The 24,313-nt window shown below is 73.8% G+C and carries 23 protein-coding genes; 15 read left to right on the forward strand and 8 right to left on the reverse strand.

The features are described 5' to 3' along the window. Positions 1–182: 182 nt before the first annotated feature. Positions 183–1,028 (reverse strand): siderophore-interacting protein, encoded by an 846-nt coding sequence (locus tag AB0472_RS03570; protein WP_366353035.1) that lies wholly within the window; start codon positions 1,026–1,028, stop codon positions 183–185. Positions 1,029–1,165: 137 nt separating this feature from the next. Continuing rightward, positions 1,166–2,095 carry a 5'-3' exonuclease gene (locus tag AB0472_RS03575; RefSeq protein WP_366353453.1) on the reverse strand — a complete coding sequence of 310 codons (930 nt, stop codon included), beginning with the start codon at positions 2,093–2,095 and terminating at the stop codon, positions 1,166–1,168. Positions 2,096–2,768: 673 nt separating this feature from the next. Here AB0472_RS03575 and AB0472_RS03580 point away from each other — a divergent pair. Both AB0472_RS03580 and AB0472_RS03585 read left to right on the forward strand, forming a co-directional pair. After that, positions 2,769–3,341 carry an XRE family transcriptional regulator gene (locus AB0472_RS03580; RefSeq protein WP_366353037.1) on the forward strand — a complete coding sequence of 191 codons (573 nt, stop codon included), beginning with the start codon at positions 2,769–2,771 and terminating at the stop codon, positions 3,339–3,341. A 34-nt stretch (positions 3,342–3,375) separates the two neighbouring features. Further along, positions 3,376–4,146 carry a helical backbone metal receptor gene (locus tag AB0472_RS03585; RefSeq protein ID WP_366353038.1) on the forward strand — a complete coding sequence of 257 codons (771 nt, stop codon included), beginning with the start codon at positions 3,376–3,378 and terminating at the stop codon, positions 4,144–4,146. Here AB0472_RS03585 and AB0472_RS03590 read toward each other — a convergent pair. Next, complete coding sequence (locus tag AB0472_RS03590; protein WP_366353040.1) at positions 4,058–5,176, reverse strand: TDT family transporter; 1,119 nt, start codon at positions 5,174–5,176, stop codon at positions 4,058–4,060. The genes AB0472_RS03585 and AB0472_RS03590 overlap by 89 nt on opposite strands. 70 nt (positions 5,177–5,246) lie before the next feature. On the opposite strand from AB0472_RS03590, the gene AB0472_RS03595 reads away from it, so the two are divergent. Next, complete coding sequence (locus AB0472_RS03595) at positions 5,247–6,167, forward strand: LysR family transcriptional regulator (RefSeq protein ID WP_366353042.1); 921 nt, start codon at positions 5,247–5,249, stop codon at positions 6,165–6,167. 27 nt (positions 6,168–6,194) lie between these two features. On the opposite strand, the gene AB0472_RS03600 is transcribed toward AB0472_RS03595, so the two are convergent. Both AB0472_RS03600 and AB0472_RS03605 read right to left on the reverse strand, forming a co-directional pair. Next, on the reverse strand, positions 6,195–6,887 hold the full coding sequence (locus AB0472_RS03600) for a gamma-glutamyl-gamma-aminobutyrate hydrolase family protein (RefSeq protein WP_366353044.1): 693 nt from the start codon (positions 6,885–6,887) through the stop codon (positions 6,195–6,197). A 59-nt stretch (positions 6,888–6,946) separates the two neighbouring features. Continuing rightward, positions 6,947–7,681, reverse strand: coding sequence for an FCD domain-containing protein (locus AB0472_RS03605; RefSeq protein ID WP_366353046.1), 735 nt, complete (start codon positions 7,679–7,681; stop codon positions 6,947–6,949). Between the two features lie 94 nt (positions 7,682–7,775). Here AB0472_RS03605 and AB0472_RS03610 point away from each other — a divergent pair, with 94 nt between their 5' ends. Genes AB0472_RS03610 through AB0472_RS03625 form a run of 4 tightly spaced genes read left to right on the forward strand, consistent with a single transcriptional unit; the run spans position 7,776 to position 12,228 of the window. After that, positions 7,776–9,140 (forward strand): glutamine synthetase family protein, encoded by a 1,365-nt coding sequence (locus AB0472_RS03610; protein WP_366353048.1) that lies wholly within the window; start codon positions 7,776–7,778, stop codon positions 9,138–9,140. Between the two features lie 8 nt (positions 9,141–9,148). Continuing rightward, positions 9,149–10,558: an aldehyde dehydrogenase family protein gene (locus AB0472_RS03615; RefSeq protein WP_366353050.1), complete on the forward strand. Its 1,410-nt coding sequence runs from the start codon at positions 9,149–9,151 to the stop codon at positions 10,556–10,558. Further along, the gene (locus tag AB0472_RS03620; RefSeq protein ID WP_366353052.1) at positions 10,555–11,346 is read left to right on the forward strand and encodes a 3-oxoacyl-ACP reductase; all 792 of its coding nucleotides are present in this window, start codon (positions 10,555–10,557) and stop codon (positions 11,344–11,346) included. The genes AB0472_RS03615 and AB0472_RS03620 overlap by 4 nt, the downstream gene beginning before the upstream one ends. Before the next feature lie 48 nt (positions 11,347–11,394). After that, a complete protein-coding gene (locus AB0472_RS03625; protein WP_366353455.1) occupies positions 11,395–12,228 on the forward strand; it encodes a DUF2510 domain-containing protein in 834 nt (277 codons plus the stop codon). Positions 12,229–12,261: 33 nt separating this feature from the next. Here the strand turns inward: AB0472_RS03625 and AB0472_RS03630 are convergent, their stop codons facing one another. Next, positions 12,262–13,464 carry an amino acid deaminase/aldolase gene (locus tag AB0472_RS03630; protein WP_366353054.1) on the reverse strand — a complete coding sequence of 401 codons (1,203 nt, stop codon included), beginning with the start codon at positions 13,462–13,464 and terminating at the stop codon, positions 12,262–12,264. Between the two features lie 1,732 nt (positions 13,465–15,196). Between AB0472_RS03630 and AB0472_RS03635 the strand changes: the two genes are divergently transcribed. Together AB0472_RS03635 and mycP are read left to right on the forward strand one after the other, a co-directional pair. Next, complete coding sequence (locus AB0472_RS03635; RefSeq protein WP_366353055.1) at positions 15,197–16,300, forward strand: hypothetical protein; 1,104 nt, start codon at positions 15,197–15,199, stop codon at positions 16,298–16,300. Further along, on the forward strand, positions 16,297–17,460 hold the full coding sequence (gene mycP, locus AB0472_RS03640) for a type VII secretion-associated serine protease mycosin (RefSeq protein ID WP_366353057.1): 1,164 nt from the start codon (positions 16,297–16,299) through the stop codon (positions 17,458–17,460). The genes AB0472_RS03635 and mycP overlap by 4 nt, the downstream gene beginning before the upstream one ends. Positions 17,461–17,511: 51 nt before the next feature. Here mycP and AB0472_RS03645 read toward each other — a convergent pair whose 3' ends face one another. Then, positions 17,512–18,528: a serine hydrolase gene (locus tag AB0472_RS03645; protein ID WP_366353058.1), complete on the reverse strand. Its 1,017-nt coding sequence runs from the start codon at positions 18,526–18,528 to the stop codon at positions 17,512–17,514. A 150-nt stretch (positions 18,529–18,678) separates the two neighbouring features. Here AB0472_RS03645 and AB0472_RS03650 point away from each other — a divergent pair, with 150 nt between their 5' ends. Further along, positions 18,679–19,461 (forward strand): SseB family protein, encoded by a 783-nt coding sequence (locus AB0472_RS03650; protein ID WP_366353060.1) that lies wholly within the window; start codon positions 18,679–18,681, stop codon positions 19,459–19,461. A 7-nt stretch (positions 19,462–19,468) separates the two neighbouring features. On the opposite strand, the gene AB0472_RS03655 is transcribed toward AB0472_RS03650, so the two are convergent. Continuing rightward, entirely contained in the window at positions 19,469–19,843 is a 375-nt protein-coding gene (locus AB0472_RS03655; RefSeq protein ID WP_352366393.1) for a DUF1844 domain-containing protein, read from the reverse strand. 401 nt (positions 19,844–20,244) lie between these two features. On the opposite strand from AB0472_RS03655, the gene infC reads away from it, so the two are divergent. The 5 genes from infC (at position 20,245) to AB0472_RS03680 (ending at position 24,200) form a co-directional block, all read left to right on the forward strand. Next, positions 20,245–20,910: a translation initiation factor IF-3 gene (infC, locus tag AB0472_RS03660; protein ID WP_366353457.1), complete on the forward strand. Its 666-nt coding sequence runs from the start codon at positions 20,245–20,247 to the stop codon at positions 20,908–20,910. Positions 20,911–21,045: 135 nt separating this feature from the next. Next, positions 21,046–21,240 carry a 50S ribosomal protein L35 gene (gene rpmI / locus AB0472_RS03665; protein WP_046726698.1) on the forward strand — a complete coding sequence of 65 codons (195 nt, stop codon included), beginning with the start codon at positions 21,046–21,048 and terminating at the stop codon, positions 21,238–21,240. Positions 21,241–21,340: 100 nt separating this feature from the next. Then, positions 21,341–21,724: a 50S ribosomal protein L20 gene (gene rplT, locus AB0472_RS03670; protein WP_020938960.1), complete on the forward strand. Its 384-nt coding sequence runs from the start codon at positions 21,341–21,343 to the stop codon at positions 21,722–21,724. Positions 21,725–22,145: 421 nt separating this feature from the next. Continuing rightward, the gene (locus AB0472_RS03675; RefSeq protein ID WP_366353063.1) at positions 22,146–23,000 is read left to right on the forward strand and encodes an RNA methyltransferase; all 855 of its coding nucleotides are present in this window, start codon (positions 22,146–22,148) and stop codon (positions 22,998–23,000) included. 54 nt (positions 23,001–23,054) lie between these two features. After that, positions 23,055–24,200 (forward strand): ATP-binding protein, encoded by a 1,146-nt coding sequence (locus AB0472_RS03680; RefSeq protein WP_366353065.1) that lies wholly within the window; start codon positions 23,055–23,057, stop codon positions 24,198–24,200. Positions 24,201–24,313 lie beyond the last annotated feature (113 nt).

The raw sequence follows: 24,313 nt of genomic DNA on the forward strand, positions 1-24,313 counted from the left end.
TGCTCGCGGGCCGTGTGACCGGCGCGTGGTACCGGCGGTCGACGTGACCGACGACGGACGGCGGCACCCCTCGTGAGGTGCCGCCGGTCCGGGTGCCGCGGGTCCGCGTGCGGCCGGTCCTTGTGCCGCCGCTCCGCGGGTGGCCGGTACTCGTGCGGCCGGTCCGGGGGTGGCCGGTCCGGTCAGGCCGCGGCGGCGCCGCCCTCCTGCTCCGCCTCGATCCGGGCGTTCCACTCACGCTTGGAGGCCTGCCAGCCGTCCTCGTTGTGCCCGAGCCGCCAGTAGCCGGAGATCGACAGGTCCTCGCGCGGGATCTGGCGCTCCACGCGCAGCAGCGCCCGCAGCTCCTTCACGAAGCTCGCCTCGCCGTGCACGAAGGCGTGCACCCGGCCCTCCGGGAAGTCCAGCGCCCGTACGGCCGCGACCAGGGCCTCACCGACCGGCCGTTCGCCCCGGTGCAGCCAGACGACCTCCACGTCGGAGTCGATCTTCTGCTCCTCCTCGGGGCCGGAGATCTCGACGAAGGCGAACGACTTCGCCCCGGCCGGCAGCGACTCCAGGGACCGGGCGATCGCGGGCAGCGCGCTCTCGTCACCGGCGAGCAGATGCCAGTCGGCCTCCCTGTCGGGGGCGTAGGCACCGCCGGGGCCCATGAAGTGCACGGTCTCGCCGGGCTGGACTCGGCAGGCCCACGGCCCGGCCAGGCCCTCGTCGCCGTGCACCACGAAGTCCAGGGACAGCTCCCGGAGTTCGGGATTCCAGGAGCGCACGGTGTAGGTCCGGGTCACCGGCCAGTGCTCGCGCGGGAACTCGGCCCGGATCCGCTCCACGTCGAAGGGCTCCGGATAGGTGACGCCCGCCGGCCCGAAGAGGAGTTTCACGTAATGATCGGTACAGGTGTCCGCGGCGAAACCGGCCAGCCCCTCACCGCCGAGAACCACGCGCTGCATGTGCGGGCTCAGCCGTTCGGTGCGCACCACCTGAGCGGAATGGGGCTTACGCGGTTTACGTTCCGGGCGCTCCGCCATGACCGGCCTCCCTGCTCAACTGGTTAGGTTTACCTAAGTTAGCACCTCTTTCGCAGTGAACACCTCTTCCATGAACACTTGCTGAGCGGGTTTTGCCGGAACAATTCCCTCGGGGATTCCCTCCGGGCCGGCGGCGGTCAGACTGCCAGCGTCGTCAGCAGGCGGCTCAGCGAGCCGCCCAGGCCCCAGCGGGCGGCGAGGGCGTCCAGCCCGGCGGGGTCCCGCGGGGCCTTCGGCAGAGCCGTTTCGACCTCCGGCAGCGGTACGTCACCGGCGACCCGGACCACCTTCGGCGCCACGGCGACGTACGGCCGGGCCTCGTCCAGCCGCTTGCGCTGCGACGGCGTGAGCCTCGCCTTCGGGTCGTCGACCGCGGCCATGATCCCGGCCAGGTCGCCGAACTCGGCGAGGAGCTTCGCGGCCGTCTTCTCGCCGATGCCCGGCACCCCCGGCAGTCCGTCGCTCGGGTCGCCGCGCAGCAGCGCCAGGTCCGCGTACCCGCCTCCGTCCACGCCATACTTCTCGCGCAGCCACGCCTCGTCCGTCATCTGCAGCGTGCCGACGCCCTTGAGCGGGTACAGCACCCGCACCCCGCGCGCGTCGTCCACCAGCTGGTAGAGGTCGCGGTCGCCGGTGACGATGTCCACCGGACCCGCGGCGCGCGCGGTGAAGGTGCCGATCACGTCGTCGGCCTCGTATCCGGCGACCCCGACCCGGGCGATGCCGAGCGCGTCCAGCACCTCCTCGATGACCGGCACCTGCGGGGAGAGGGTGTCCGGCACCTCCTCCTCGTCCGGCCCCGACGCGCGCTCCTCGGCGACCCGGTGCGCCTTGTAGGAGGGGATGAGGTCGACCCGCCACTGCGGCCGCCAGTCCGCGTCCATGCAGGCCACCAGCAGGTCCGGCCGGTGGTCCTTGACCAGCCGGTCGATGAAGTCCAGCAGCCCGCGCACGGCGTTCACCGGCGTACCGTCCGGCGCCCGCACGGAGTCCGGGACGCCGAAGTAGGCGCGGAAGTACAGCGAGGCGGTGTCGAGAAGCATCAGTCGTGCGGTCACGCCAGGCATCATGCCGTACGGCACCGACAGCGCCCGGCCGGTGTGGCGGCCCGCACCTACGAAAAGGATCCGGCCAACCACATAGCGCTACGGCACTGCCCAGGACGTTCCGTCCTGCGGCCGGAACGTCCGACCATGTGTTCGACGCGTTCTCCGCCCCGTCCACGTGCGCCGAGGCCACCCCGGCCGCGCCGTGATCCGCTGAGACACCGAGGAGCGGGCCGCAACTCCGCGCCGCCCCCCGGGACTTCCCCGTCCGCAGGTCCCGCCCGGAGCACGGCCCCGACCAGGCACTCCTCGTCCGGGGCACCGCCGGGAACATCGGCGACCGTCCGGGCACTGAAGTCCACAGGCGCCCCCGCGTTCTGACGGAGCGCGTACCCCGCGGGCGGCCGCGCCGCCGCGGATCCGCCGGCCGCACTGCTGACCGACTCCGACGGCCGCCCGGCCCTCCCGGGCGGCGTGTTCGTCGCGGGGGAGGAGCCCGCGCCCGGTGGGTCCGGCGAGCCCGTGCACTGGCGCGAACCGTGAGGGTCGCGCTCACCGGACGTGACGGGGATGTGACGGCCGCCTGAAACGGTTTGCCGAACATGCGTAGGGTGCAGAGAACCCATCAGGAGGGGCCCGGCCCGAACCGGGCACCCGAAGGACGGAACGACGAGCGAAGGAGGGGGCCGGAGCCATGGGCGACCACAAAGACCAGCAGCCCGTGCGGGTGGGCGCGGCAGTCCGGCGGCGCCGCCGCGCGCTGGAACTCACCCTCGCCGTCGTCGCCGAACGCACCGGCCTGTCGGTGCCCTTCCTGAGCCAGGTCGAGAACGACAGGGCCCGCCCCAGCCGCACCTCCCTGGAGAAGCTCGCCGACGCCCTGCGCACCACGGCCGTCGAACTCCTCGCCGCCGCCGACCCGGCGTGCAGCGTCGACGTCGTGCGCGCCGACGACGCCACCGAGCCGGACTTCGCGCCCCGGGTGCGTTCCCTGGTCCGCGGTCACCACCAGCTGCACGCCTCGGAGTTCACCGGCGACCACGACGCCGGCCGCGAATTCCGGCACCGCAACGACGAGTTGATGTACGTCGTCGACGGCGCCGTGGAGGTCGAGGCCGAGGGTCGCGCCTACCGCCTCGGCCGCGGCGACACCCTCTACCTCACCGGCGGGGTCCGCCACCGCTGGCGCGCGACGGTCCCGGACACCCGGGTCGTCGTGGTCGCCGTGGCGGAGCACATCGAGGCAGTCCACGATCGCCAGCGGTGAAGCGTCGCGAACGGAGCGCGGGGCCGAATTCGATATGCGGCCCGCGCCGCGTGGGCGCGACCAGCCACAACGTCCCCGCACAGGACCACGGCGCGTAATCTCCCTGGTCCCCTCCCTCACCGAGGCGATCGCGGAGACGCTCCCCGACGTCCTTGTCGGCGCCACGGACTGGTGCACCCACCCTGCCGGCCTCGACCTCACCCGCGTCGGCGGCACCAAGAACCCCGCCCTCGACCGCATCCTCGCCCTCGCCCCCGAGCTGGTGATCGCCAACGAGGAGGAGAACCGCGCCCCCGACCTGGACGCCCTGCGCACCGCCGGCGTGGAGGTACTGGTCACGGAGGTGCGGGACGTGCCGCAGGCCTTCCGGGAGCTGGCCCGGGTCCTGGCCGCCTGCGGGGCGAAAGGCCGCCCCCGCTGGCTGGACGAGGCGGAGCAGGCGTGGTCGGCGCCGCTGCCCGAGCCCTCTGCCGCGGCGGTCGTACCGATCTGGCGGCGGCCGTGGATGGTCCTGGGCAGGAACACGTTCGCGGGTGACGTGCTGGCCCGGCTCGGCGTACGCAACCTCTTCGGTGACCACCCCGAGCGCTACCCCCGCATCCCGCTCGACGAACTCCTCGACGCGGCCCCCGGCCTGGTCGTCCTCCCGGACGAGCCCTACCGATTCACCGCCGCCGACGGCCCGGAGGCGTTCCCCGGACTGCCGTGCGCACTGCTCAGCGGACGGCACCTGACGTGGTACGGACCGTCACTGGCCGAGGCGCCGCGGGTGCTGGGCGAGGCGCTGCGAGCAGCTCACCGCTGAGCAGCCCGCGCACGGTGCCGGAGGCCGCCGCGAGCCAGCCGGCGACGAGCAGGCCGTACAGGCCCACCGCCAGCCAGTGGTAGCCGGCGAACCCGGTGTGCCGCCCCAGCGCGGCGGCGCCCGTGACGCACGTGCCCACGGGAAAGGTGAAGGCCCACCACGTCAGGGCGAACCGCATCCCGTGCCGCCGGGCCCGCACCACGTGCGCGGCCGCCAGCGCCAGCCACAGCAGCGCGAACCCCATGACCGGGACGCCGTACAGCACGGCGAGGATGCCGAAGCCGGCCGCGTACGGTGCCGGGACGACCCCGGGGGCGAGGTCCGCGAAGGCGCCCACCGCGGTCGTCGACTGCCCGAGCGGACCCAGCACCAGGAAGATCGTCGGCGTCAGGGCGAGCGGCAGCGGGCCGGCGGTGACCAGCCGGGCGAAGACGAGCGTCAGCATCAGCAGCGTGGCCAGCAGGCTCAGCCCGAAGAGCGCGAAGCAGCCGTAGAGCAGGGCCTCGCGGGGCTGCCCGGACGGCAGATGAGGGATCAGCTGCGGGCCCACCGCGGCCGACACCATGGGCGCGACCAGCGGCAGCAGCCACGCCGGAGCGGCCTGACCGGGCTCCACCCGGTGCCGTACGGCCAGCAGGTACGGCACGGCGACGGCGGCCACGAGCCCCACGGCGGTGCCGGCGGCGAACAGCACGGAGTCGAGCGCGACGGCGGCCGGTTCGCCGATCCAGTCCCGCCCGAGGGCGAGGGCACCGGCGCCGACGGCGAGCAGCGCCATGGACAGGCAGCCGTAGAAGGGGGCGACCGCGGGGTCGCGGAGGTGGGCGAGGGCCTGGTCGCGGTGGTGGGCCCAGTGCAGGGCACGGGCGGCCAGCAGGACCAGGAGCTGCAGCAGGGACAGCGCCCAGACGCCGGTGAACAGCTCGCGCGGGCCGTCGGCGCCGAGCGCGGCGCCGCCGAGGGCGAGGGCCGCGGTGCCCATGACGGACGCGTACCAGTTGGGGCCGAGATGCCGGACTGCGGTGACCATGGCTCCACGGTCCCGCCGCTGCACGCCCGCGGCCAGGGAGTCCGCTTCTATGGGGGCATAAGCTGGTCTTATGAGTGAGACGGAGGAGCGGGCGGGCGGCGGCACGCTGGCGCACCGGGTGCCGGACCTCGGCGCGCTGGAGCTGCTGCTGGCGGTGGCGCGGCTGGGCAGCCTCGGGGCGGCGGCGCGGGAGGTCGGCATCACCCAGCCCGCCGCCAGCAGCCGCATCCGGTCCATGGAGCGGCAGCTGGGCGTGGCCCTGGTCGACCGCTCACCGCGCGGCTCCCGGCTCACGGACGCGGGGGCTCTGGTGACGGACTGGGCGCGGCGGGTGGTGGAGGCGGCCGAGGCCTTCGACGCGGGGACCCAGGCGCTCCGGGACCGGCGGGACTCGCGGCTGCGGGTCGCGGCGAGCATGACCATCGCGGAGTACCTGCTCCCCGGGTGGCTGCTCGCGCTGCGCGCCCAGCGCCCCGACACGGCCGTGTCCCTGCTCGCGGGCAACTCGGCGGCGGTGGCGGAACGGCTGCTCGCGGACGAGGCGGACCTGGGCTTCGTGGAGGGCCTGACGGTCCCGCACGGCCTGGACTCGGCGGTGATAGCCCACGACCGGCTGATCGTCGTGGTCGCCCCCGCCCACCCCTGGGCCCGCCGCCGACGCCCGCTAGCTGCGGCGGAACTGGCGGCGACCCCGCTGATCCTGCGCGAACGCGGCTCCGGCACCCGCCAGGTCCTCGACGCCGCGTTGGGCGGCCTGGCCCGCCCGCTGATCGAACTGTCCTCGACCACGGCCGTGAAGGCGTCGGCGGTCAGCGGTGCGGGACCCGCGGTCCTCAGCGAGCTGGCGGTGCGCGAGGAACTGTCGATGCGGCGGCTGGTCGGCATCCCCCTGGAGGGCATCGCCCTGCACCGCGACCTGCGGGCCGTCTGGCCCACCGGCCACCGCCCGACCGGCCCGGCCCGCGACCTGCTGACCCTGACCCGCGGCTGACAGGGGCGGCGGGGGCGGAGACCCCGCTCAGGACTCCGACGTGGCGGCGATCAGTGCCTGCATCACGCGCAGGTCCTCGCCCATCTCCGGATGCCACTGCACCCCGAGGACCCACCCGCGCTCGGCGGGCAGTTCCACCGCCTCGACCGTGCCGTCGGCCGCGTGCGCCGACACCAGCAGCCCCTCCCCGAGGCGGTCCACCGCCTGATGGTGGAAGGTCGGTACCGAAGTCTCCTCGGGAACCGCCCCGGCGTACAGCGTGCCGGGGACCGGCTTGACCGGGTGGCGGCCGAAGACCCCGGGTACCTCCGCATGCCCGTCGATGTGCTGCACCAGGGTGCCGCCGAGCGCGACGTTCAGCAGCTGCATGCCCCGGCAGATCCCGAGCAGCGGTACCCCCGCGGCCAGCGCCGCGTCGATGAGGGCCAGCTCCCACGCGTCCCGGGCCCTGGCCGGGCGCCCGGTGCGCGGATCGGGCTCGGCGCCGTAACGGACCGGCTCCACGTCCGGGCCGCCCGCGATCACCAGGCCGTCCAGCCGGGCCACCGCCGCCGCCGCGTGTTCCGGGGCGTCCGGCGGCAGCATCGCCGCGAGGCCGCCCGCCCGCTGCACCAGGCGCGGGTAGCCGGCCGGCAGCAGGGCCGCCTCCAGCTCCCAGACGCCCCAGCGCGTGCCGGCCTCCAGGTACGTGCTCACGCCGATCAGTGGCCGTCCGGTCATGGACCCCTCCCGAGTCACAAAGGTGTGCGTGAGTACCTTTATGACACGCGCGGGGGCCGCTACGCCAGAAAGCCCCGCAGCAGCGCAGCCGTCCCCGCGCAGTGCTCCCGCATCATCTCCCGCGCGCCGTCCGCGTCCCCGTCCAGCACCGCCTCCACCAGCGCGATGTGCTGGCGCTGCGAATGCTCCAGGTTGCGGACCAGCAGCGGGATGCAGTCCAGGAGGTCGTTGACCGTGGCCCGTACCGCCGCGTACTGGGCGGTCAGGGAGGGGGAGCCACACAGCTCGGCGAGCGTCAGGTGGAGCAGCGTGTCGAGGCGGCGGTAGTCCGCCAGTGGCGCCTCGTGGGTGCGGGCCAGCGCCTCGCGGAGGCGGAGCGCCTGCTCGCCGCTCAGCCCGTGCGCCGCGCACAGACCCGCCGCGCCCACCTCCAGGACCTCCCGGAAGCGCAGCACGTCCTCGATGTCGACCTCGGCGATCCGGCGCCGCAGCTCGTCCTCGCCGCCGGCGTCCGTGCGCGGCAGCACGAACGTCCCGCCGTACCGCCCGCGCCGGGACTCCACAAGACCCTGGTCCTGGAGCACCTTCAGGACCTCGCGGAGCGTCACCCGGCTGATCCCGAGCCGCTCCGCCAGCACCCGCTCGGCGGGCAGCCGCCCGCCGCCCGGGACCAGGCCCAGCCGGACCACCTGCAGGATCTGCTCCAGCGCCTCCTCGAAGCCGTTGCCCGCCCGTACCGGTCGCAGCACCGGAGTCAACGGGTCGTCGAGGGCGCCGTCCGCGTCCAGCGACATGTGGCCGTACCCCCTTCCCAAGCAATGGTTCTCTTCAATACCTTAGAGCTCCCCGCCCGGCCGCAGCAGCACATCGCCAGCCGAAGGAGCTCCCGTGGCAGACCGCACACCCCCGTTGAGCGTCGAGGAGCTGCACACCCTCGTCGCGAGCGGTGAGATCGACACTGTCGTCCTGGCCTTCCCCGACATGCAAGGGCGGCTGCAGGGCAAGCGGTTCGCCGCCCGCTTCTTCCTCGACGAGGTCCTGCGCCACGGCACCGAGGGCTGCAACTACCTCCTCGCCGTCGACACGGAGATGAACACCGTCGACGGCTACGCCATGTCCTCCTGGGACCGCGGCTACGGCGACTTCGCCATGCACCCCGACCTCTCCACCCTCCGCCGCGTGCCGTGGAACGCGGGCACGGCGATGCTCATCGCCGACCTCGCCTGGAACGACGGCTCCCCGGTCGTCGCCGCGCCCCGGCAGATCCTCCGCCGCCAGCTGGAGCGCCTCGCCGAACTCGGCTACACCGCACAGGTCGGTACGGAGCTGGAGTTCATCGTGTTCAAGGACACCTACGAGGCGGCCTGGGACGCCAACTACCGGGGGCTGACCCCGGTCAACCAGTACAACATCGACTACTCGGTGCTGGGGACCGGCCGGATCGAGCCCCTGCTGCGCCGGATCCGCAACGAGATGGCGGGCGCCGGGCTGACCGTCGAGTCCGCCAAGGGCGAGTGCAACCCCGGCCAGCACGAGATCGCCTTCCGCTACGACGAGGCCCTGGTCACCTGCGACCAGCACGCGATCTACAAGACCGGCGCCAAGGAGATCGCCGCCCAGGAGGGCGTCTCGCTCACCTTCATGGCCAAGTACAACGAGCGGGAGGGCAACTCCTGCCACATCCACCTGTCGCTGACGGACGCGGACGGCCGCAACGTGTTCGCCGCCCCCGACGGGCACGGCATGTCCGACGTGATGCGGCACTTCCTCGCCGGGCAGCTCGCCGCCCTCCGCGACTTCTCGCTCCTCTACGCCCCCAACATCAACAGCTACAAGCGGTTCCAGCCGGGCTCGTTCGCCCCGACCGCCGTCGCCTGGGGCCAGGACAACCGCACCTGTGCGCTGCGCGTCGTCGGCCACGGCCGCTCGCTGCGCTTCGAGAACCGGCTGCCCGGCGGCGACGTCAACCCGCACCTCGCCGTCGCGGGCCTGGTGGCCGCCGGGCTGTACGGCATCGAGCAGCAGCTGGAACTGCCCGAGGCCTGCCCCGGCAACGCCTACACCGCCGACTTCGCGCACGTCCCCACGACCCTCCGCGAGGCCGCCGAGCTCTGGGAGAACAGCCCCGTCGCCAAGGCCGCCTTCGGGGACGAGGTCGTCGCGCACTACCGCAACATGGCCCGCGTCGAGCTGGAGGCCTTCGACGCCGCGGTGACCGACTGGGAGCTGCGCCGCTCCTTCGAACGCATGTGAGGCACCCCTTGTCGCAACAGCAACAGCAACAGCAACAGCAACAGCAGGAGTACGGACTCGACGTCCTCGACCCGGCCACCGAGGAGGTGATCGCGACCGTCCCCGGGGCCGTGGCGGCGGACGTCGACGCCGCCGTCCGCCGGGCCGCGCCGGCGCAGGAGCGGTGGGCCGCGCTCGCGCCCGGTGAACGGGCGCGGCTGCTGCGCCGGTTCGCCGTCGCCGTCGACGAACACCGCGAGGAACTCGCCCAGCTGGAGGTCCGGGAGGCCGGGCACACCGTCGGCAACGCCCGTTGGGAGGCGGGCAACGTCCGGGACCTGCTCGACTACGCGGCCGGGGGAGTCGAGCGGCTGGCCGGCCGCCAGATCCCGGTCCCCGGCGGCCTCGACGTCACCCTGCTCGAACCCCTCGGGGTGGTCGGCGTCATCGCCCCCTGGAACTTCCCCATGCCCATCGCGGCCTGGGGCACCGCGCCCGCCCTCGCGGCCGGCAACGCGGTCGTCCTCAAGCCCGCCGAGACGACCCCGCTCACCGCCCTGCGCCTCGCCGAACTCGCCCTGACGGCAGGCCTGCCCGAGCACCTGTTCCAGGTACTGCCGGGCCGCGGCGACATCGCGGGCGAGGCCCTGGTCCGCCACCCCGGCGTCGCCAAGATCGTGTTCACCGGTTCCACCCGCGTCGGCAAGCGCATCATGGCGCTCTGCGCGGACCAGGTGAAGCGCGTCACCCTCGAACTGGGCGGCAAGAGCCCCAACCTCGTCTTCGCCGACGCCGACATCGAGGCCGCCGCGGCGGCGGCCCCCATGTCCTTCCTGGACAACTCCGGCCAGGACTGCTGCGCCCGCACCCGCATCCTCGTCCAACGAAGCGTCCACGACCGCTTCCTGGAACTCCTGGCCCCCGCCGTCGAGTCCGTCACCGTGGGCGACCCGGCGGACGAGCGGACGGACATGGGCCCGCTGATCTCCAGGGCCCAGCTGGAGCGGGTCCGTTCGTACGTCGACGCCGACGCGCCCGGCATCCGCGGCAAGGCCCCCGAGGGCCCCGGCTTCTGGTTCCCGCCGACCGTCCTCACCGGCGTCGACCCGCACGCACGGGTGGCCGCCGAGGAGGTCTTCGGACCCGTCGCCGTGGTCCTTCCCTTCGACGACGAGGCCGACGCCGTCCGCCTCGCGAACGCCACCGAGTACGGCCTCTCCGGCTCCGTCTGGACCCGTGACGTCGGCCGCGCCCTGCGCGTCTCCCAGGCCGTCAAGGCAGGCAACCTGTCCGTCAACTCCCACTCCAGCGTCCGCTACTGGACCCCCTTCGGCGGCTTCAAGCAGTCGGGGATCGGCCGCGAGCTCGGCCCGGACGCCCTCACCGCCTTCACCGAAACCAAGAACGTCTTCATCAGCACGGAGGGCCCCGCACAGTGACCGCTGAGACCCCTGACATCGTCTGCCGCCGGCTCGTCGGCCGTACCGCCGTCATCACCGGAGCCGGCAGCGGCATCGGCCTCGCCACCGCGCGGCGGCTGGCCTCCGAGGGCGCCAACGTCGTCTGCGGCGACGTCGACGAGACCCGCGGCAAGGCCGCCGCCGAGGAGGTCGGCGGGCTCTTCGTGAAGGTCGACGTCACCGACGCCGAACAGGTCGACGCTTTGTTCAAGACCGCCTTCGACACCTACGGCAGCGTCGACATCGCCTTCAACAACGCCGGTATCTCGCCGCCCGACGACGACTCCATCCTGGAGACGGGACTGGAGGCCTGGAAGCGCGTCCAGGAGGTCAACCTCACCTCCGTCTACCTGTGCTGCAAGGCCGCCATCCCCTACATGCGGCAGCAGGGCAGGGGCTCCATCATCAACACGGCGTCGTTCGTGGCGAGGATGGGCGCGGCGACCTCGCAGATCTCCTACACCGCCTCCAAGGGCGGAGTCCTGGCCATGTCCCGTGAACTGGGCGTGCAGTTCGCCCGGGAGGGCATCCGCGTCAACGCCCTCTGCCCGGGACCGGTCAACACCCCGCTCCTCCAGGAGCTGTTCGCGAAGGACCCCGAGCGGGCCGCCCGCCGCCTGGTGCACATCCCGCTCGGCCGGTTCGCCGAGGCCGAGGAGATCGCCGCCGCCGTCGCCTTCCTGGCCAGCGACGACTCGTCCTTCGTCAACGCCAGTGATTTCCTGGTGGACGGCGGGATCTCCGGTGCGTACGTCACACCCCTCTAGGAGTCCGTGTACGGACCCCCACCCCCGCCCTACAGTGCGGGAGTGAGCATGACGCCGCCGCCCGGCTGGTACGCCGACCCCGAGGCCCCGCATCTGGAGTGCTGGTGGGACGGACGGGGCTGGACCGAGCACCGGCGCGGCCCGTCCGGCCTGCCCGCGCCGGCCACCCCGGCGGCGCGGGCGTCCCGACGGGCCAGGGCGGTCGCGCTGACGTCCGCCGCGACCGTGCTGGCGACGGCGATAGTCTGCGGCGCGACCGTGCTGCGCACCGACGCGGCAAGCGGCGCGGCCGAGACCACGGTCCGCGCCGCCCCCAGTGCGGCGGCGCCCCCGGCCCTCGTCGTCGACCAGCTCAACGGCATCACCCTGCCGGTCCCGGCCGGCTGGACCGGCTCCTCCTACCTCGCCCAGGACGACGTCGTGATGACCACCGACGGCACCTACGCCTGCCCGGCCCACACCGGCCGGTGCCGCCACGGCCAGGTCATCAGCCGCACGGCGGGCAGCGGAGACGGCGCCTCCCCGCGCGCGGTCGCCGAACGGGACGTACCCGACGCGGCCGAGGCGGCCTACGGCCGCGATCCCGGCGGCGGGCGGCCCTACGGCGGCATACGGTCCCACCAGGTGGTCGAAGCCGGCCGGGTCGCGGTCGCGGGCCGCGACGGCTACCTGGTGCGCTGGCGGGTCCGGACGGCCGACGGACCCGGCGGCTACGTCCAGTCCCTGGCCTTCCCCTCCGACACCGGCGTGCCGGCCCCGGTCGTCGTCCGGTTCGTCTTCGACGCGGGCCCGGACGGGCCGCCGCTGGCCGACATGGACAAGATCACCAGCGGGATCCGCCCGGTCGGCCGGCGGCCGGGCGGTCAGCGGTCGGCCGGTTAGCGGTCAGCGGTCAGCCGGTTAGCGGTCAGCCGGTCACAGGAAGGTGTGACCCTCGCCCCGGTAGGTGGGCACCGTCGCCGTCACCCGGTCGCCCTCGACCAGCTGCAGCTCCGCGAACCGTTCGCACAGCTCGCCCGCCTTGGCGTGCCGGAACCACACCTTGTCGCCGATCAGCAGGTCGTCCGCCGCCGAGCCGAGCAGCGGGGTCTGCACCTCGCCGGGGCCCTCCTGGGCGTCGTACGACAGCCCTTCGGGCAGGTACGGCACCGGGAGCCGGTCCGGGCCCGCGACGCCCGACGCCGGGTAGCCGCCGCCGAGGACGGTCACGACCCCCACACCGGGGCGCCGTACCACCGGCATGGCGAAGAGCGCGGCCGGACGGCCGGTGAACGACGTGTAGTTGTCGAAGAGACGCGGCACGTACAGACCCGACCCGGCCGCTATCTCGGTGACCGCGTCCTCCGCCGCCGTGGTCTGCACACTGCCCGTGCCGCCGCCGTTGACGAACTCCAGGTCCGGGGCCACCGCCCGGACCGCCCGCACCACCGCGCCGCGCCGCTCGGCCAGCTCACGGCGGGCGGTGGCCTGCATCAGCCGCACCGCGCGCGAGCGCAGCGGCCGGCCGGCGACGTCGTCCCCGACCCCGGCGATGTGCCCCTCGTACCCCATGATCCCGACCAGCCTGAAGCCCGGCCGTCGGGCCACGGTCCGGGCCAGGTCGGCGAGTTGGGCGGGGGAGTGCAGCGGCGAGCGCCGGGCCCCGACCCGCACCCGGCCCCCGAACAACTTCAGCGAGGTGTCCAACTCCAGGCAGACCCGGACCACTTCGCCCCCGCCGTCCCGGGCGGCGTCGATCAGGTCGAGGTGCGCCGGGTCGTCGATCATCACCGTCACGGCGGCGGCCAGCTTCGGATCGGCGGCCAGCTCGGCGAACGCGCTCCGGTCGGCGGACGGGTACGCCAGCAGGACGTCGTCGAACCCCGACCTCGCGAGCCACAGCGACTCCGCGAGCGTGAACGACATGATCCCCGCGAAGCCCTCCTTCGCCAGCACCCGCTCCAGCAGATGGCGGCAGCGCACGGACTTGCTGGCGACCCGGATCGGCTTGCCGCCGGCCCGGCGCAGGAGGTCGTCCGCGTTGGCGTCGAAGGCCTCCAGGTCCACGATCGCGAGGGGGGCGTCCAGGTGGGCGGTGGCCCGGTCGTAACGGGCCCGGTCGGCGGCGCGCGCAGTCATGAACGAAGCCTGCCAGACAGGATTACCGCAGGGTAGGGGGACGATCCGGGCAGATGCCGCGGGCCCCCGGACTGGTTGCCGTTCGCGCTCGCACAACCCGTAGAGTGACGCGCACGTACGGCGGTACGAGCCGGCCGCCTGACCCGCGCCGGGATGCGGATCCGTGCGTGCGGGTATGCGTGCCCGGGGCGGACGCCTTCGCGCCGGGGAGCACGACGGCCCGCACGAGAAGTTGGCCCGGGCACGAGGAAACGGGGGGCGCATGAGCGGCGAAGCGCGGCACGCCCCGACCCCAGGACGGCCCTCGCCCGACCGCACCCCGACGGAGCCCACCGGGGAGCCCGCGCCGACACCCGACCCGGCGCGGCCGGGAAACGGGGGGACGAGCCGTGGCTCCACCCCGACCACGGCCGACACCGACACGTCCCACCCGGTGGAGCGCCCCGGGTTCTTCGACCGGCCGGCCCGGATGAACCGGTCGCCGCGGCCGGACGTATCCACCGGCGGGGCCGGGACCACCGGGCAGGACCAGCTGCCGGGCCGGCCCGGCGGGCAGCAGAGTCATGATGACCGGACGAGTCGGGGCGGTGCGGTGGGGCAGGCCGAACAGGGTGCGGGGGACCGGGCGGTGGCCCGTTCGACGTCCGCCGAGCGCATCGTTCGGCCCCGCCACCCCGGTCTCCGGCCCCCACAGGACCAGCCGCCCCGCAACGCCTCCGCGACGCCCCCGCCCCCGCCACCGGCCTCGGCCCGCTTCCCGGACACACCGCCGGCGCCCTCCGCGTTCTTCGGTGGCGGCACCGGTGCCGAGACCGGCCGAGGGGGACCGCCGGTGTCCTCGGACCGGGACCCCGGCCGCGCCGTACCGCCCGCGTCCACCGGGCGGGAAACCGGGCGGACCGCGCCGTTCCGGCTCTCGTACGGCTCCGCTCCGGCGCCCCGGCGTACGGATTCCGGGTCGGCGCCGACCGCGCCGCCGCGCCCCCTTCGCGCGGCGGGGGAGCCGAAGCCGGCACCGGAGCCGGACGAGCGCCGAGCCGCCGCGGGGCCGTCGGCCGCGAGCCCGGGCACGCCGCCCGCGAGCCCGGGCAACCCGCCCGCGCCGTCGGGCGACACCACCGCAGGTATGTCGGGCACGCCCCGTACGTCGGGCACGTCGGGTACGTCCGGACCCGGGCGGCTCGACCCGCCGCGCGGCGACTACCCGGCCACCGCCGTCGGCATGCCGGCCTCGGGCAGCGCGTGGAGCCCGCACATGCGGACGTTCCCCGTCCCGACCGCCCCGCCCCGCCCCACGAGACCCCCGAAGGCCGCCCCACCGGCACCACGGCCGGCCCAGCCGTCGTCCGCCGGCACTCCACCGCGCCCCGCGGCCGCCCCGACGGTGGGCACCCCACCGCGCCCGGCCGGCCCGCCGCCGGGCCGTGCGCCCGCGCGCCCCGCGAATCCGCCGGCGACGGGCGCCGCACCCGCTCCGGCGGCGACCGGCGTTCCCACGCGTCCCGCGGGGCCTGCCGCACCCGGCGAGCCCTCGCGCCCGACGACCGTTCCGGGATCGGGTACGCCTCCGCGCCCGGCCGGGCCCGCGGCTGCCGGCGGGCCCTCGCGTCCGGGGGGCGCTCCGGCGTCCGGAACCCCGCCGCGTCCGACGACGGCTCCGGCAGCCGGTGTCCCGGGTGGCGAGGTGCCGCCCCGGACGGGTGGCCCGGCCGCCTCCCGTCCGCCGCGTCCGGTGGGACTTACGGACGACGGGGCCCAGCCGCGTGCCGCCGTCGCGTCGGCGACCGGTGCGACGGTCCCGGCCGCCGACGCGCCCGCCCGCCCGGCGGCCGGGGTACCGCCACGGCCCCCGGCCGCTCCGGCCCCGGCTCGTCCGGCCGCCGCCCCCGTACCGTCTCCCGCTCCCGCCCCGCCCTCCTACCGCGACACCGCCGCGCCGACCCACCCCTTCGCCCCCGCCCCGGACCCCACGATGTCCTGGACCGCCTCGGCGGGAACTTCCGGCCGCGAGCGGCCCGTTGTCACCTTCGGTGAGCCCGAGGGGTACGACGAGCGTGGGCGGGGGCTGTCGTTGGCCGGTCGCGTGGCGCCCCGTACCGTCGCGGCCGCCGCCTGCGTGGTCCTCGGCCTCGGCCTCATCGGCGGCGCGGTGACCGGCGGCTGGATCGTCGACGACGGCGGTGACGCGAGCGCCGCGACCAGCTACAGCTCGGCCTCCGGTCTCTGGCACAACGTGCCCGTCGACGAGCTGTTCCCGCGCACCGTGGAGGGCACCGGCGCCGGCCCCGGCGGAGCCGACCGCACCTGGACCCGGATCGCCGTCGCCCCGGCCGGCGGCTGCTCCGGCGCCTTCGACCCGCTGCTGCGCAAGGCCCTCGCACCCGTCGGCTGCTCGCGCCTGGTCCGCGCCACCTACACCGACGCCACCCAGAGCTATGTGACGACCGTCGGCCTGCTGTTCACCAAGGCCGACCCGGCGGGCATGACCGCCCTCGCCAAGCGGTTCACGAGCGAGCGCCTGGACCGCCGTAGCGACCTGCTGCCCCTCCCGTACGCCGCGAAGAACACCGCGGCCGAGCGGTTCGGCCCGCACCAGCGCGCCTCCTGGACGATCTCCGTGCTCACCGACGCCCCGGTCGTCGCCTATGCCGTCTCCGGCTGGGCCGACGGCCGTACCGTCGACACCCCGCAGCCCGCCGCCGACGCCGAGGCGTCCGGTGCCACCACGGCCGCGGCCCAGGCCGGCCTCGGCAACGAGGCGGAGGGCCTGGCCGACCGCATCGAACGGCGACTGCGCCAGAACATCGTCGGTACGGCAACGGAGAAGCCCTCATGAAGCGCCGCGCGACCGGGGCCGCGGTGAGCCTGCTGCTGGCCGGCTCGCTCGCCCTGCTGCCGTCCACGACCGCGTACGCGGACAGCATCCGCGCCCAGCAGTGGGGCCTGTCCGCCCTGCACCTCGACGAGGCCTGGCGCACCACCAAGGGCAAGGGCGTCACCGTCGCCGTCCTGGACACCGGCGTCGAGGCCGACCACCCGGACCTCGCCGGCAACGTCCTGGCCGCCAAGGACATGATCGGCTTCGGTGCCGGGCCTGGCGACCGCGACTGGGCCCGGCACGGCACCGCCATGGCCGGCATCATCGCCGGTCACGGCCACGGCGTCGGCAACGGCGACGGCGTGATGGGGGTCGCGCCCGAGGCGCGGATCCTCCCCGTCCGGGTCATCCTCGAAGACGGCGACAGCGCCCGCGCCAGGGCCCGCTCCACCCGGGGCGACGCCCTCGCCGAGGGCATCCGCTGGGCCGCCGACCACGGTGCCGACGTCATCAACCTCTCCCTCGGCGACGACTCCGACTCGGCGCACCCGGAGCCCAGTGAGGACGAGGCCATCCAGTACGCCCTGAAGAAGGACGTCGTGGTCGTGGCCTCGGCCGGCAACGGCGGCGACAAGGGCGACCACATCTCCTACCCGGCCGCCTACCCGGGCGTCATCGCCGCCACCGCGGTGGACAAGTTCGGCACCCGCGCCGGGTTCTCCACCCGCCGCTGGTACGCCACGGTCAGCGCGCCCGGCGTCGACATCGTCATCGCCGACCCGGACCACAAGTACTACGAGGGCTGGGGGACCAGTGCCGCGTCCGCCTTCGTCTCCGGTGCCGTCGCCCTGATCAAGGCCGCGCATCCCGGGCTCACCCCGGCCCAGATCAAGAAACTCCTGGAGGACACCGCCCGCGACGCCCCGGCCGGCGGTCGCGACGACTCCCGCGGCTTCGGCATGATCGACCCGGCGGCCGCCATCAAGGCCGCGGCCGGGCTGAAGACCCGGAACCTGACATCGGCTTCCTACAGTAAGAAGTACTTCGGCTCCGGCCCGGACCCGGAGCCGAGGACGACCAGCGCGACGGACTGGGCGGCACCACTGGCCGGCGGCTCGGGCGGGGTGCTGCTGGTGGCGGCGGTGGCGCTGTGGCGAGGCCGCAGAAGAACCCCCTGAGGGCAACGCGCCCGCCCCCAGCGGACCCGCACCCGCCCGCGAACCCTCCCCCTACTGCGAAGCCGAAGCGGACGCAGACTCCGAGGCCTGCGAGGCCTGCGAGGACTCCGTGAACGACCCCACCGCCGCCTTCGCCGCCGCCTCCACCAACGAGATCCCCTTCGCCTGGCTCACGGTCCCCTTCGACAGCACGGCCACCAGACAGTCCCTCCCGCCCGCCGTCACCCGCCCGATGCTGTTGACGTCCCACAGCCCGGTCGTGCTCCGCGCCAGCCACCCGTTCTTCAGCGCGTACTGCGCACCGTCGGCGGCGGCCGAGACCCCCCACCGCTGGTCCGACTCGACGGTCTTCATCAGCCCCTGGATGTATGCCCGCGAGGCCTCGCTCAGCTTCGAGTCGTCCCCGAACACCTGCTGGAGCAGGGTGAGCTGGTCGGCGGCGGTGGTCTGCGTCAGCCCCCACAGCGCCCCGTCGCCGCCCTCGGTCGACGTCAGCCCGAACCGCTTGTTCGCGGCGTCCAGCCCCGCCGCCTCGCCGATGACCTCCCACAGCCGGGACGCCGACGCGTTGTCGCTGTTCTCGATCATCTTCGTGGCGTACGCCTTCTCCGCCACCGTCAGATGCCGGCCGGCGTCCTGCGCCTGCAACAGCAGCGCCGCCAGGATGTCGACCTTGACGATGCTCGCGGTGTCGAAGGCCGAGTCCCCGTAGGCCGCGCTGTCGCCGGAGTCCAGGTCGAGGACGGCCGCCGAGACCTTCGCCCCGGACGGCACGGTCACCCTCCCCAGCGCCGAACCCAGCAGCGCGTCCCGGTCCACGGCCGGCTCCGTCACGGGTTCCACCGATGCCTCCCCACTCGCCGAGGCCGAGACCGAGGAGGACGGCGCCGGCGCCGCCGCCGAGGATACGTCGTTGTCGCGGGCGTGCGCCTTCACGTACACGGTCCCCGCCGCGGTGGCCCCGACGACGGCGACCGTGGCGAGACAGACGTAGAGAAGGACCCGGTGCCGGGGCCGGCCGCGGCGCCGGGCCCGACGGGATCCTGGGGTGGCTCTGGGGGACTCCATGCCCGCGATGCTCGGGCCGGGGACTGTGCGAGCCGTTTGCCGGACGTTAGAACCAGGTCAGGGAAATCTGAGATTCCCGTGAAAGCCGTGTCGGGCCGGTTTCGGGGGCCGCACAACCGCAGCAGCATCCCCCCGATAGGGTCGGGGACCGTGGCGAACAAGAACATTCCCGACTCCGGCTACTCCGACGACGACGGCTCCGCCGACCCCCGGCTGGCCGCCGCGCTGGCCGCCTGGGCCGAGGACCGCGGCGCGGTGGCTCCGGTCCTGGAGGCGCTGCAGGGCGCCCGGCTCCTGGTGCCGGTGGTCGCCGTGCTCGGCGAGGTCGAGGAGGACGGTGGGGAGGGGCGCGAAGCTCCTTGGAAGGGTGGTGGCGGGCGACGGGAGGGCGGGCTGCGCCGCGAGAAGACCAGTGACATGGCCGTCCCCACCCTGAAGGCGGGCCGCCGCACCGCACTGCCGGCCTTCACCTCCACCGAGTCGCTGGCCCGCTGGGACCCGGCGGCCCGGCCCGTCGCCGTGCCCCTGCACCAGGCGCTGCAGGCCGCCGCGCACGAGAAGGCCGACACGGTGGTGCTGGACCTGGCGGGGCCGGTGCCGTTCGAGCTGACCGGTGCCGCGCTGCTCGCCCTCGCCGAGGGGCGTACGACCGCCGACCCGCTCGCCGACCCGGCCGTGGTCGGGGCTGTCCGGGCCGCGGTGGCCGCCGAGCCCGCCGTGCTCCGTGCCCACCTCGGGCCCGGCGCGGCCGACGGGACGCTGGCACTGGTCCTCGACCCGGCCGCGGCGCCGCCCGCGGAGGCCGCCCGGGCCGTCGCCGAGCGGCTCGCCGCCGACGAGACACTGCGGGCCCGCCTGGTGCGCGGCCTCGACCTGGCACTGCTGCCGGCCGGGACCACGCCTCCGGGCGAGCCCTTGTACGTAAGAGACTGACCGGCCGCTAGCCGTAGACCGGGCCGGTGTACTTCTCGCCGGGGCCCTGGCCGGGTTCGTCGGGGACGATCGAGGCCTCGCGGAAGGCCAGCTGGAGGGACTTCAGGCCGTCCCGCAGCGGGGCCGCGTGGAACGAGCTGATCTCGGTCGCGGACGCGTCGAGCAGCCCGGCGAGGGCGGCGACCAGCTTGCGGGCCTCGTCCAGGTCCTTGTACTTGTCCCCCTCCTCGGTCAGACCGAGCTTCACGGCCGCGGCGCTCATCAGGTTGACGGCGACCGTCACGATCACCTCGACCGCGGGGACCTCGGCGATGTCGCGGGTCATCTCGTCGAAGTCGGGCTGTCCGGCGTCACCGGGGCCGGGAAGGGGCGTCTCACTCATGCTCCACACGATAGGCGCAGGGGTGCGGAGCCTCTCACCTAGCCCCGGGTCGTCTCAATTAGCCCCGTCCGGGCTTTGCTGCTAGCCTGGTGTGACGACCGGCCGGACAGATATGCCTCACCGCTAGCTGAACCGGCCCACAAGTGGAGGCTTCGAACTCCCACCTGACCGCCCCCTGGGCGGCGGGTCACCGGTCAGACGGTCGCTTCGCCGTTTCACGGCGACGGCGTTCCGTCCGATTCTGCGCCCCGCGGCCCTCGCGGCGGTGTTCCGGTAGTTCGAGGAGCCCCGCCTGTGATCGTCCGGGGCATTTTTTGTGCTTCGGCGCGGTTAGGTCTTACGAAAACAGACGTTACGCGGCTGCCCGCCAGGCCGTCGCGTGGTGCTACCGAGGAGGATCCATCAGCGCCGAGCCCCGCATCAACGACCGGATTCGCGTTCCCGAGGTGCGACTTGTCGGTCCCAGTGGCGAGCAGGTGGGCATCGTCCCGCTCGCTAAGGCCCTGGAGCTTGCGCAGGAGTACGACCTGGACCTGGTCGAGGTCGCGGCGAACGCCCGTCCGCCCGTGTGCAAGCTCATGGACTACGGGAAGTTCAAGTACGAGTCGGCCATGAAGGCCCGTGAGGCGCGCAAGAACCAGGCGCACACGGTCATCAAGGAGATGAAGCTCCGGCCGAAGATCGACCCGCACGACTATGACACCAAGAAGGGTCACGTCGTCCGGTTCCTCAAGCAGGGCGACAAGGTCAAGATCACGATCATGTTCCGTGGTCGCGAGCAGTCCCGGCCCGAGCTGGGCTACCGACTGCTGCAGCGTCTCGCGGAGGACGTCCAGGACCTCGGTTTCGTGGAGTCGAACCCGAAGCAGGACGGCCGGAACATGATCATGGTTCTCGGTCCGCACAAGAAGAAGACCGAGGCCATGGCCGAGGCTCGTCAGGCGCAGGAGGCCCGCAAGGCCGATGCGAAGGCCAATCCCGGCCGCTCGCAGAACCCTGCCGAGCACGAGGCCGAGGCTGAGTCCGCCGAGGTCGAGGTGCCTGCTGAGGAGCACGTCGAGGCGTGATCCCGGGGGTAACGCCCCAGGTCAGCACCAGGGGCGCGAGCCCCAGGTCGTAACCGATATCAAGAGCGACGTTCCACCGTGCCCGGTTTTCGCGACCGGGCACCGGAACGCCACCGACGAGGAGATAACGGCGCTATGCCGAAGAACAAGACGCACAGCGGTGCCAGCAAGCGCTTCAAGGTCACCGGCTCCGGCAAGGTCCTGCGTGAGCGCGCCGGCAAGCGCCACCTGCTCGAGCACAAGTCGTCCCGTGTGACGCGTCGCCTCACCGGCAACGCCGAGATGGCCCCGGGTGACACCGCGAAGATCAAGAAGCTTCTCGGCAAGTGACACGCGGGCGCCTCGCCGCGCCCTGAGTCAGAGCAACCGGGACCCAGTCGTTTCCGGGCCGCGTGAGTCCAACCGTGGCCCCGCTACAAGGAGTTAACAAGTGGCACGCGTCAAGCGGGCAGTCAACGCCCACAAGAAGCGCCGGGCGATCCTCGAGGCGGCCTCCGGCTACCGCGGTCAGCGCTCGCGCCTGTACCGCAAGGCCAAGGAGCAGGTCACCCACTCGCTGGTCTACAACTACAACGACCGCAAGAAGCGCAAGGGCGACTTCCGTCAGCTGTGGATCCAGCGCATCAACGCCGCTGCCCGCGCCAACGGCATCACCTACAACCGCTTCATCCAGGGTCTGAAGGCCGCGAACGTCGAGGTCGACCGCAAGATCCTGGCGGAGCTCGCCGTCAACGACGCCAACGCGTTCGCCGCGCTGGTCGAGGTGGCCCAGAAGGCGCTGCCGTCGGACGTGAACGCCCCCAAGGCGGCGTGACGCTGCGCGGCTCCGGCCGACGCGACTGAAGGACCCGCAGGCTGAATGGCTTGCGGGTCCTGCTGTTGCCGCCCGCTCACTTCGTTCTTCTGCGCCGCGACGGCGCTCAGCCGGTACGGCGGATTTCGGCGGTGTCGAGCCCGGGGTTGGCGCAACGGTCTCACTCGCCCGCGTTGGCGGGGTGCCTCCCCCAGCCTTCGGCCGGGGGTACCCCCAGCGCCCACCCGTGCCGCCCCGGCGGCACGACTGCCCGCAGCTGTGTGAGCCACGGCCGGGAAGCTCCCCGTAAGAGGCGCTGGGGGTACGCCGGCCGAAGGCCGGGGGAGGGACTGCGCGACCAGCCCCCACCGGCCCGCGGCCGAAGAACCGGCCGCAGCGGCGGGTAAGAAAGCTACTGATCTCTCCGAAGGTGAACGACACCATGCCCACCCCCGAGCTGATCTCCCCCCGCTCCGCGCGTGTCGCCGCTGCCCGGCGGCTCGAGCGGCGGAACTTCCGGGGCAAGGAGCGGCTGTTCCTCGCCGAGGGGCCGCAGGCCGTGCGGGAGGCGGCCGGGCATCGGGTCGGTGCCACGGCGACGCTCGTCGAGCTGTTCGCGACCGTCGAGGCCGCGGAGCGCTACGCCGACATCATCGGAGACGCGCGGACCGCCGGCGCCCGCATCCACCTCGCCGCCGAGGAGGTCATCGCCGACATCTCGACCACCGTGACGCCCCAGGGGCTCGTCGGGGTCTGCCGGTTCCTGGACACGCCGTTCGAGGACATCCTCGCCGCCCGCCCCAGGCTCGTCGCCGTGCTCGCCAACGTCCGCGACCCGGGCAACGCCGGCACCGTGCTGCGGTGCGCCGACGCCGCGGGTGCGGAGGCCGTCGTACTGACCGACGCGTCCGTGGACCTGTACAACCCGAAGGCGGTGCGGGCCTCCGTCGGCTCGCACTTCCACCTGCCCGTCGCCGTCGGTGTCCCCGTCGAGCAGGCCGTCGCCGGGCTGAAGGGCGCCGGCGTGCGGGTCCTGGCCGCCGACGGAGCCGGCACCGACGACCTCGACGACGAGCTGGACAAGGGCACCATGGGCGGCCCCACGGCCTGGGTGTTCGGGAACGAGGCCTGGGGGCTCCCGGAGGAGACCCGCGCGCTGGCGGACGCCGTCGTGCGCGTCCCCATCCACGGGAAGGCCGAGAGCCTGAACCTCGCCACCGCCGCCGCCGTATGTCTCTACGCATCGGCCCGTGCACAGCGCGCCTCCGGAGGGTGCCGCTCCGTCACCCTGAGCTAGTAGGGTGACCAGCTCGGGGGCCTGCTGCGCCGTCTGAGAGGTGGAGTACGGGGTATGAGTGTCGGCACCAGCAACGCGCCGGGGGGCCGCGGCACCGGACGCGTACCGGCACCCCGGCACGGCGACCTCACCGGGCTCGCCATCGACCCCGACGAGCTGCCCGACGGCCTGGTGGTCGCCGACGAACACGGTCTCGTCGTCCGTTTCAACGCCGCCGCCGCCCGGATCACCGCGACCGCGGCCGCCGACGCCCTCGGACAGCGCCTGGAGAAGGCCCTCCCCCTGGAGGACCTGGAAGGCCGGCGCTGGTGGCAGCTCACCGACCCCTACGGCGGCCTCGCCATCCGGGTCGGCCAGCCCGAGCGCAACCTGCTGCTGCCCGGCGGCCGGGAAGTGCTGGTCTCGGCCAGGTACGTGCGGGCCGAGCCGACCGGGCCGGTCCGCCGGGTCGTCGTGTCGCTGCGGGACACCGAGGCCCGGCGCCGTACCGAACGCAGCCACGCCGAGCTGATCGCCACCGTCGCGCACGAGCTGCGGTCGCCGCTGACCTCCGTCAAGGGGTTCACGGCCACCCTGCTCGCGAAGTGGGAACGGTTCACCGACGACCAGAAACGGCTGATGCTGGAGACCGTCGACGCCGACGCCGACCGGGTCACCCGGCTCATCGCCGAGCTGCTGGACATCTCGCGGATCGACAGCGGACGGCTGGAGGTCCGCAGGCAGCCCGTGGACATCGGCGCGGCCGTCGGGCGGCACATCCAGGCCTACGTCGCCGCCGGGCTGCCCGCCGACCGCTTCCTGCTCCGCGTCGAGCAGCCGCTGCCCGCGCTGTGGGCCGACCCCGACAAGGTGGACCAGGTCCTCAGCAACCTCATCGAAAATGCCGTGCGCCACGGCGAGGGAACTGTCACCATCGACATCACGGCCACGGCCTCCCCGCGCGAAGGCGAAGGCCATCTGAACGCAGCCACATCGGTCACGGTGAGCGACGAGGGGCCCGGCATCCCGGAGGAGTCCATGAACCGCGTCTTCACCCGCTTCTGGCGGGGCAGCAAGCGCGGCGGCACCGGCCTCGGGCTGTACATCGTCAAGGGCATCGTCGAGGCCCACGGCGGCACCATCACCGTCGGACGCGCCCCCGGCGGCGGGGCCGAGTTCCGATTTACGTTGCCCGTGAGCGCGCCGGCGTATCTCGCCTGACGGCCCACGGGCTCTTCGTATACCTCCACCCCGTTAGACTCGGCCTTTGGCACCTTTGTGTCCTTCTCACGGCCCATCAACGGTCTCGGGGACCATCCGCCAGCGAATCGGAA

The organism is Streptomyces sp. NPDC086777 (assembly GCF_040702065.1).
In the GTDB taxonomy this organism is placed as follows: Bacteria; Actinomycetota; Actinomycetes; order Streptomycetales; family Streptomycetaceae; genus Streptomyces.

What these genes read in the sequence shown, in the direction of transcription:
- mycP (WP_366353057.1), top strand. Translation starts at nt 16,297, where the DNA reads ATGAAGCGCCGCGCGACCGGGGCCGCGGTGAGCCTGCTGCTGGCCGGC.
- AB0472_RS03590 (WP_366353040.1), bottom strand. Translation starts at nt 5,176, where the DNA reads ATGGTCACCGCAGTCCGGCATCTCGGCCCCAACTGGTACGCGTCCGTC.
- AB0472_RS03655 (WP_352366393.1), bottom strand. Translation starts at nt 19,843, where the DNA reads ATGAGTGAGACGCCCCTTCCCGGCCCCGGTGACGCCGGACAGCCCGAC.
- AB0472_RS03605 (WP_366353046.1), bottom strand. Translation starts at nt 7,681, where the DNA reads ATGTCGCTGGACGCGGACGGCGCCCTCGACGACCCGTTGACTCCGGTG.
- AB0472_RS03580 (WP_366353037.1), top strand. Translation starts at nt 2,769, where the DNA reads ATGGGCGACCACAAAGACCAGCAGCCCGTGCGGGTGGGCGCGGCAGTC.
- AB0472_RS03570 (WP_366353035.1), bottom strand. Translation starts at nt 1,028, where the DNA reads ATGGCGGAGCGCCCGGAACGTAAACCGCGTAAGCCCCATTCCGCTCAG.
- AB0472_RS03595 (WP_366353042.1), top strand. Translation starts at nt 5,247, where the DNA reads ATGAGTGAGACGGAGGAGCGGGCGGGCGGCGGCACGCTGGCGCACCGG.
- rpmI (WP_046726698.1), top strand. Translation starts at nt 21,046, where the DNA reads ATGCCGAAGAACAAGACGCACAGCGGTGCCAGCAAGCGCTTCAAGGTC.
- AB0472_RS03600 (WP_366353044.1), bottom strand. Translation starts at nt 6,887, where the DNA reads ATGACCGGACGGCCACTGATCGGCGTGAGCACGTACCTGGAGGCCGGC.
- AB0472_RS03625 (WP_366353455.1), top strand. Translation starts at nt 11,395, where the DNA reads ATGACGCCGCCGCCCGGCTGGTACGCCGACCCCGAGGCCCCGCATCTG.
- AB0472_RS03630 (WP_366353054.1), bottom strand. Translation starts at nt 13,464, where the DNA reads ATGACTGCGCGCGCCGCCGACCGGGCCCGTTACGACCGGGCCACCGCC.
- AB0472_RS03575 (WP_366353453.1), bottom strand. Translation starts at nt 2,095, where the DNA reads ATGCCTGGCGTGACCGCACGACTGATGCTTCTCGACACCGCCTCGCTG.
- AB0472_RS03680 (WP_366353065.1), top strand. Translation starts at nt 23,055, where the DNA reads ATGAGTGTCGGCACCAGCAACGCGCCGGGGGGCCGCGGCACCGGACGC.
- AB0472_RS03675 (WP_366353063.1), top strand. Translation starts at nt 22,146, where the DNA reads ATGCCCACCCCCGAGCTGATCTCCCCCCGCTCCGCGCGTGTCGCCGCT.
- AB0472_RS03645 (WP_366353058.1), bottom strand. Translation starts at nt 18,528, where the DNA reads ATGGAGTCCCCCAGAGCCACCCCAGGATCCCGTCGGGCCCGGCGCCGC.
- AB0472_RS03585 (WP_366353038.1), top strand. Translation starts at nt 3,376, where the DNA reads ATGCGGCCCGCGCCGCGTGGGCGCGACCAGCCACAACGTCCCCGCACA.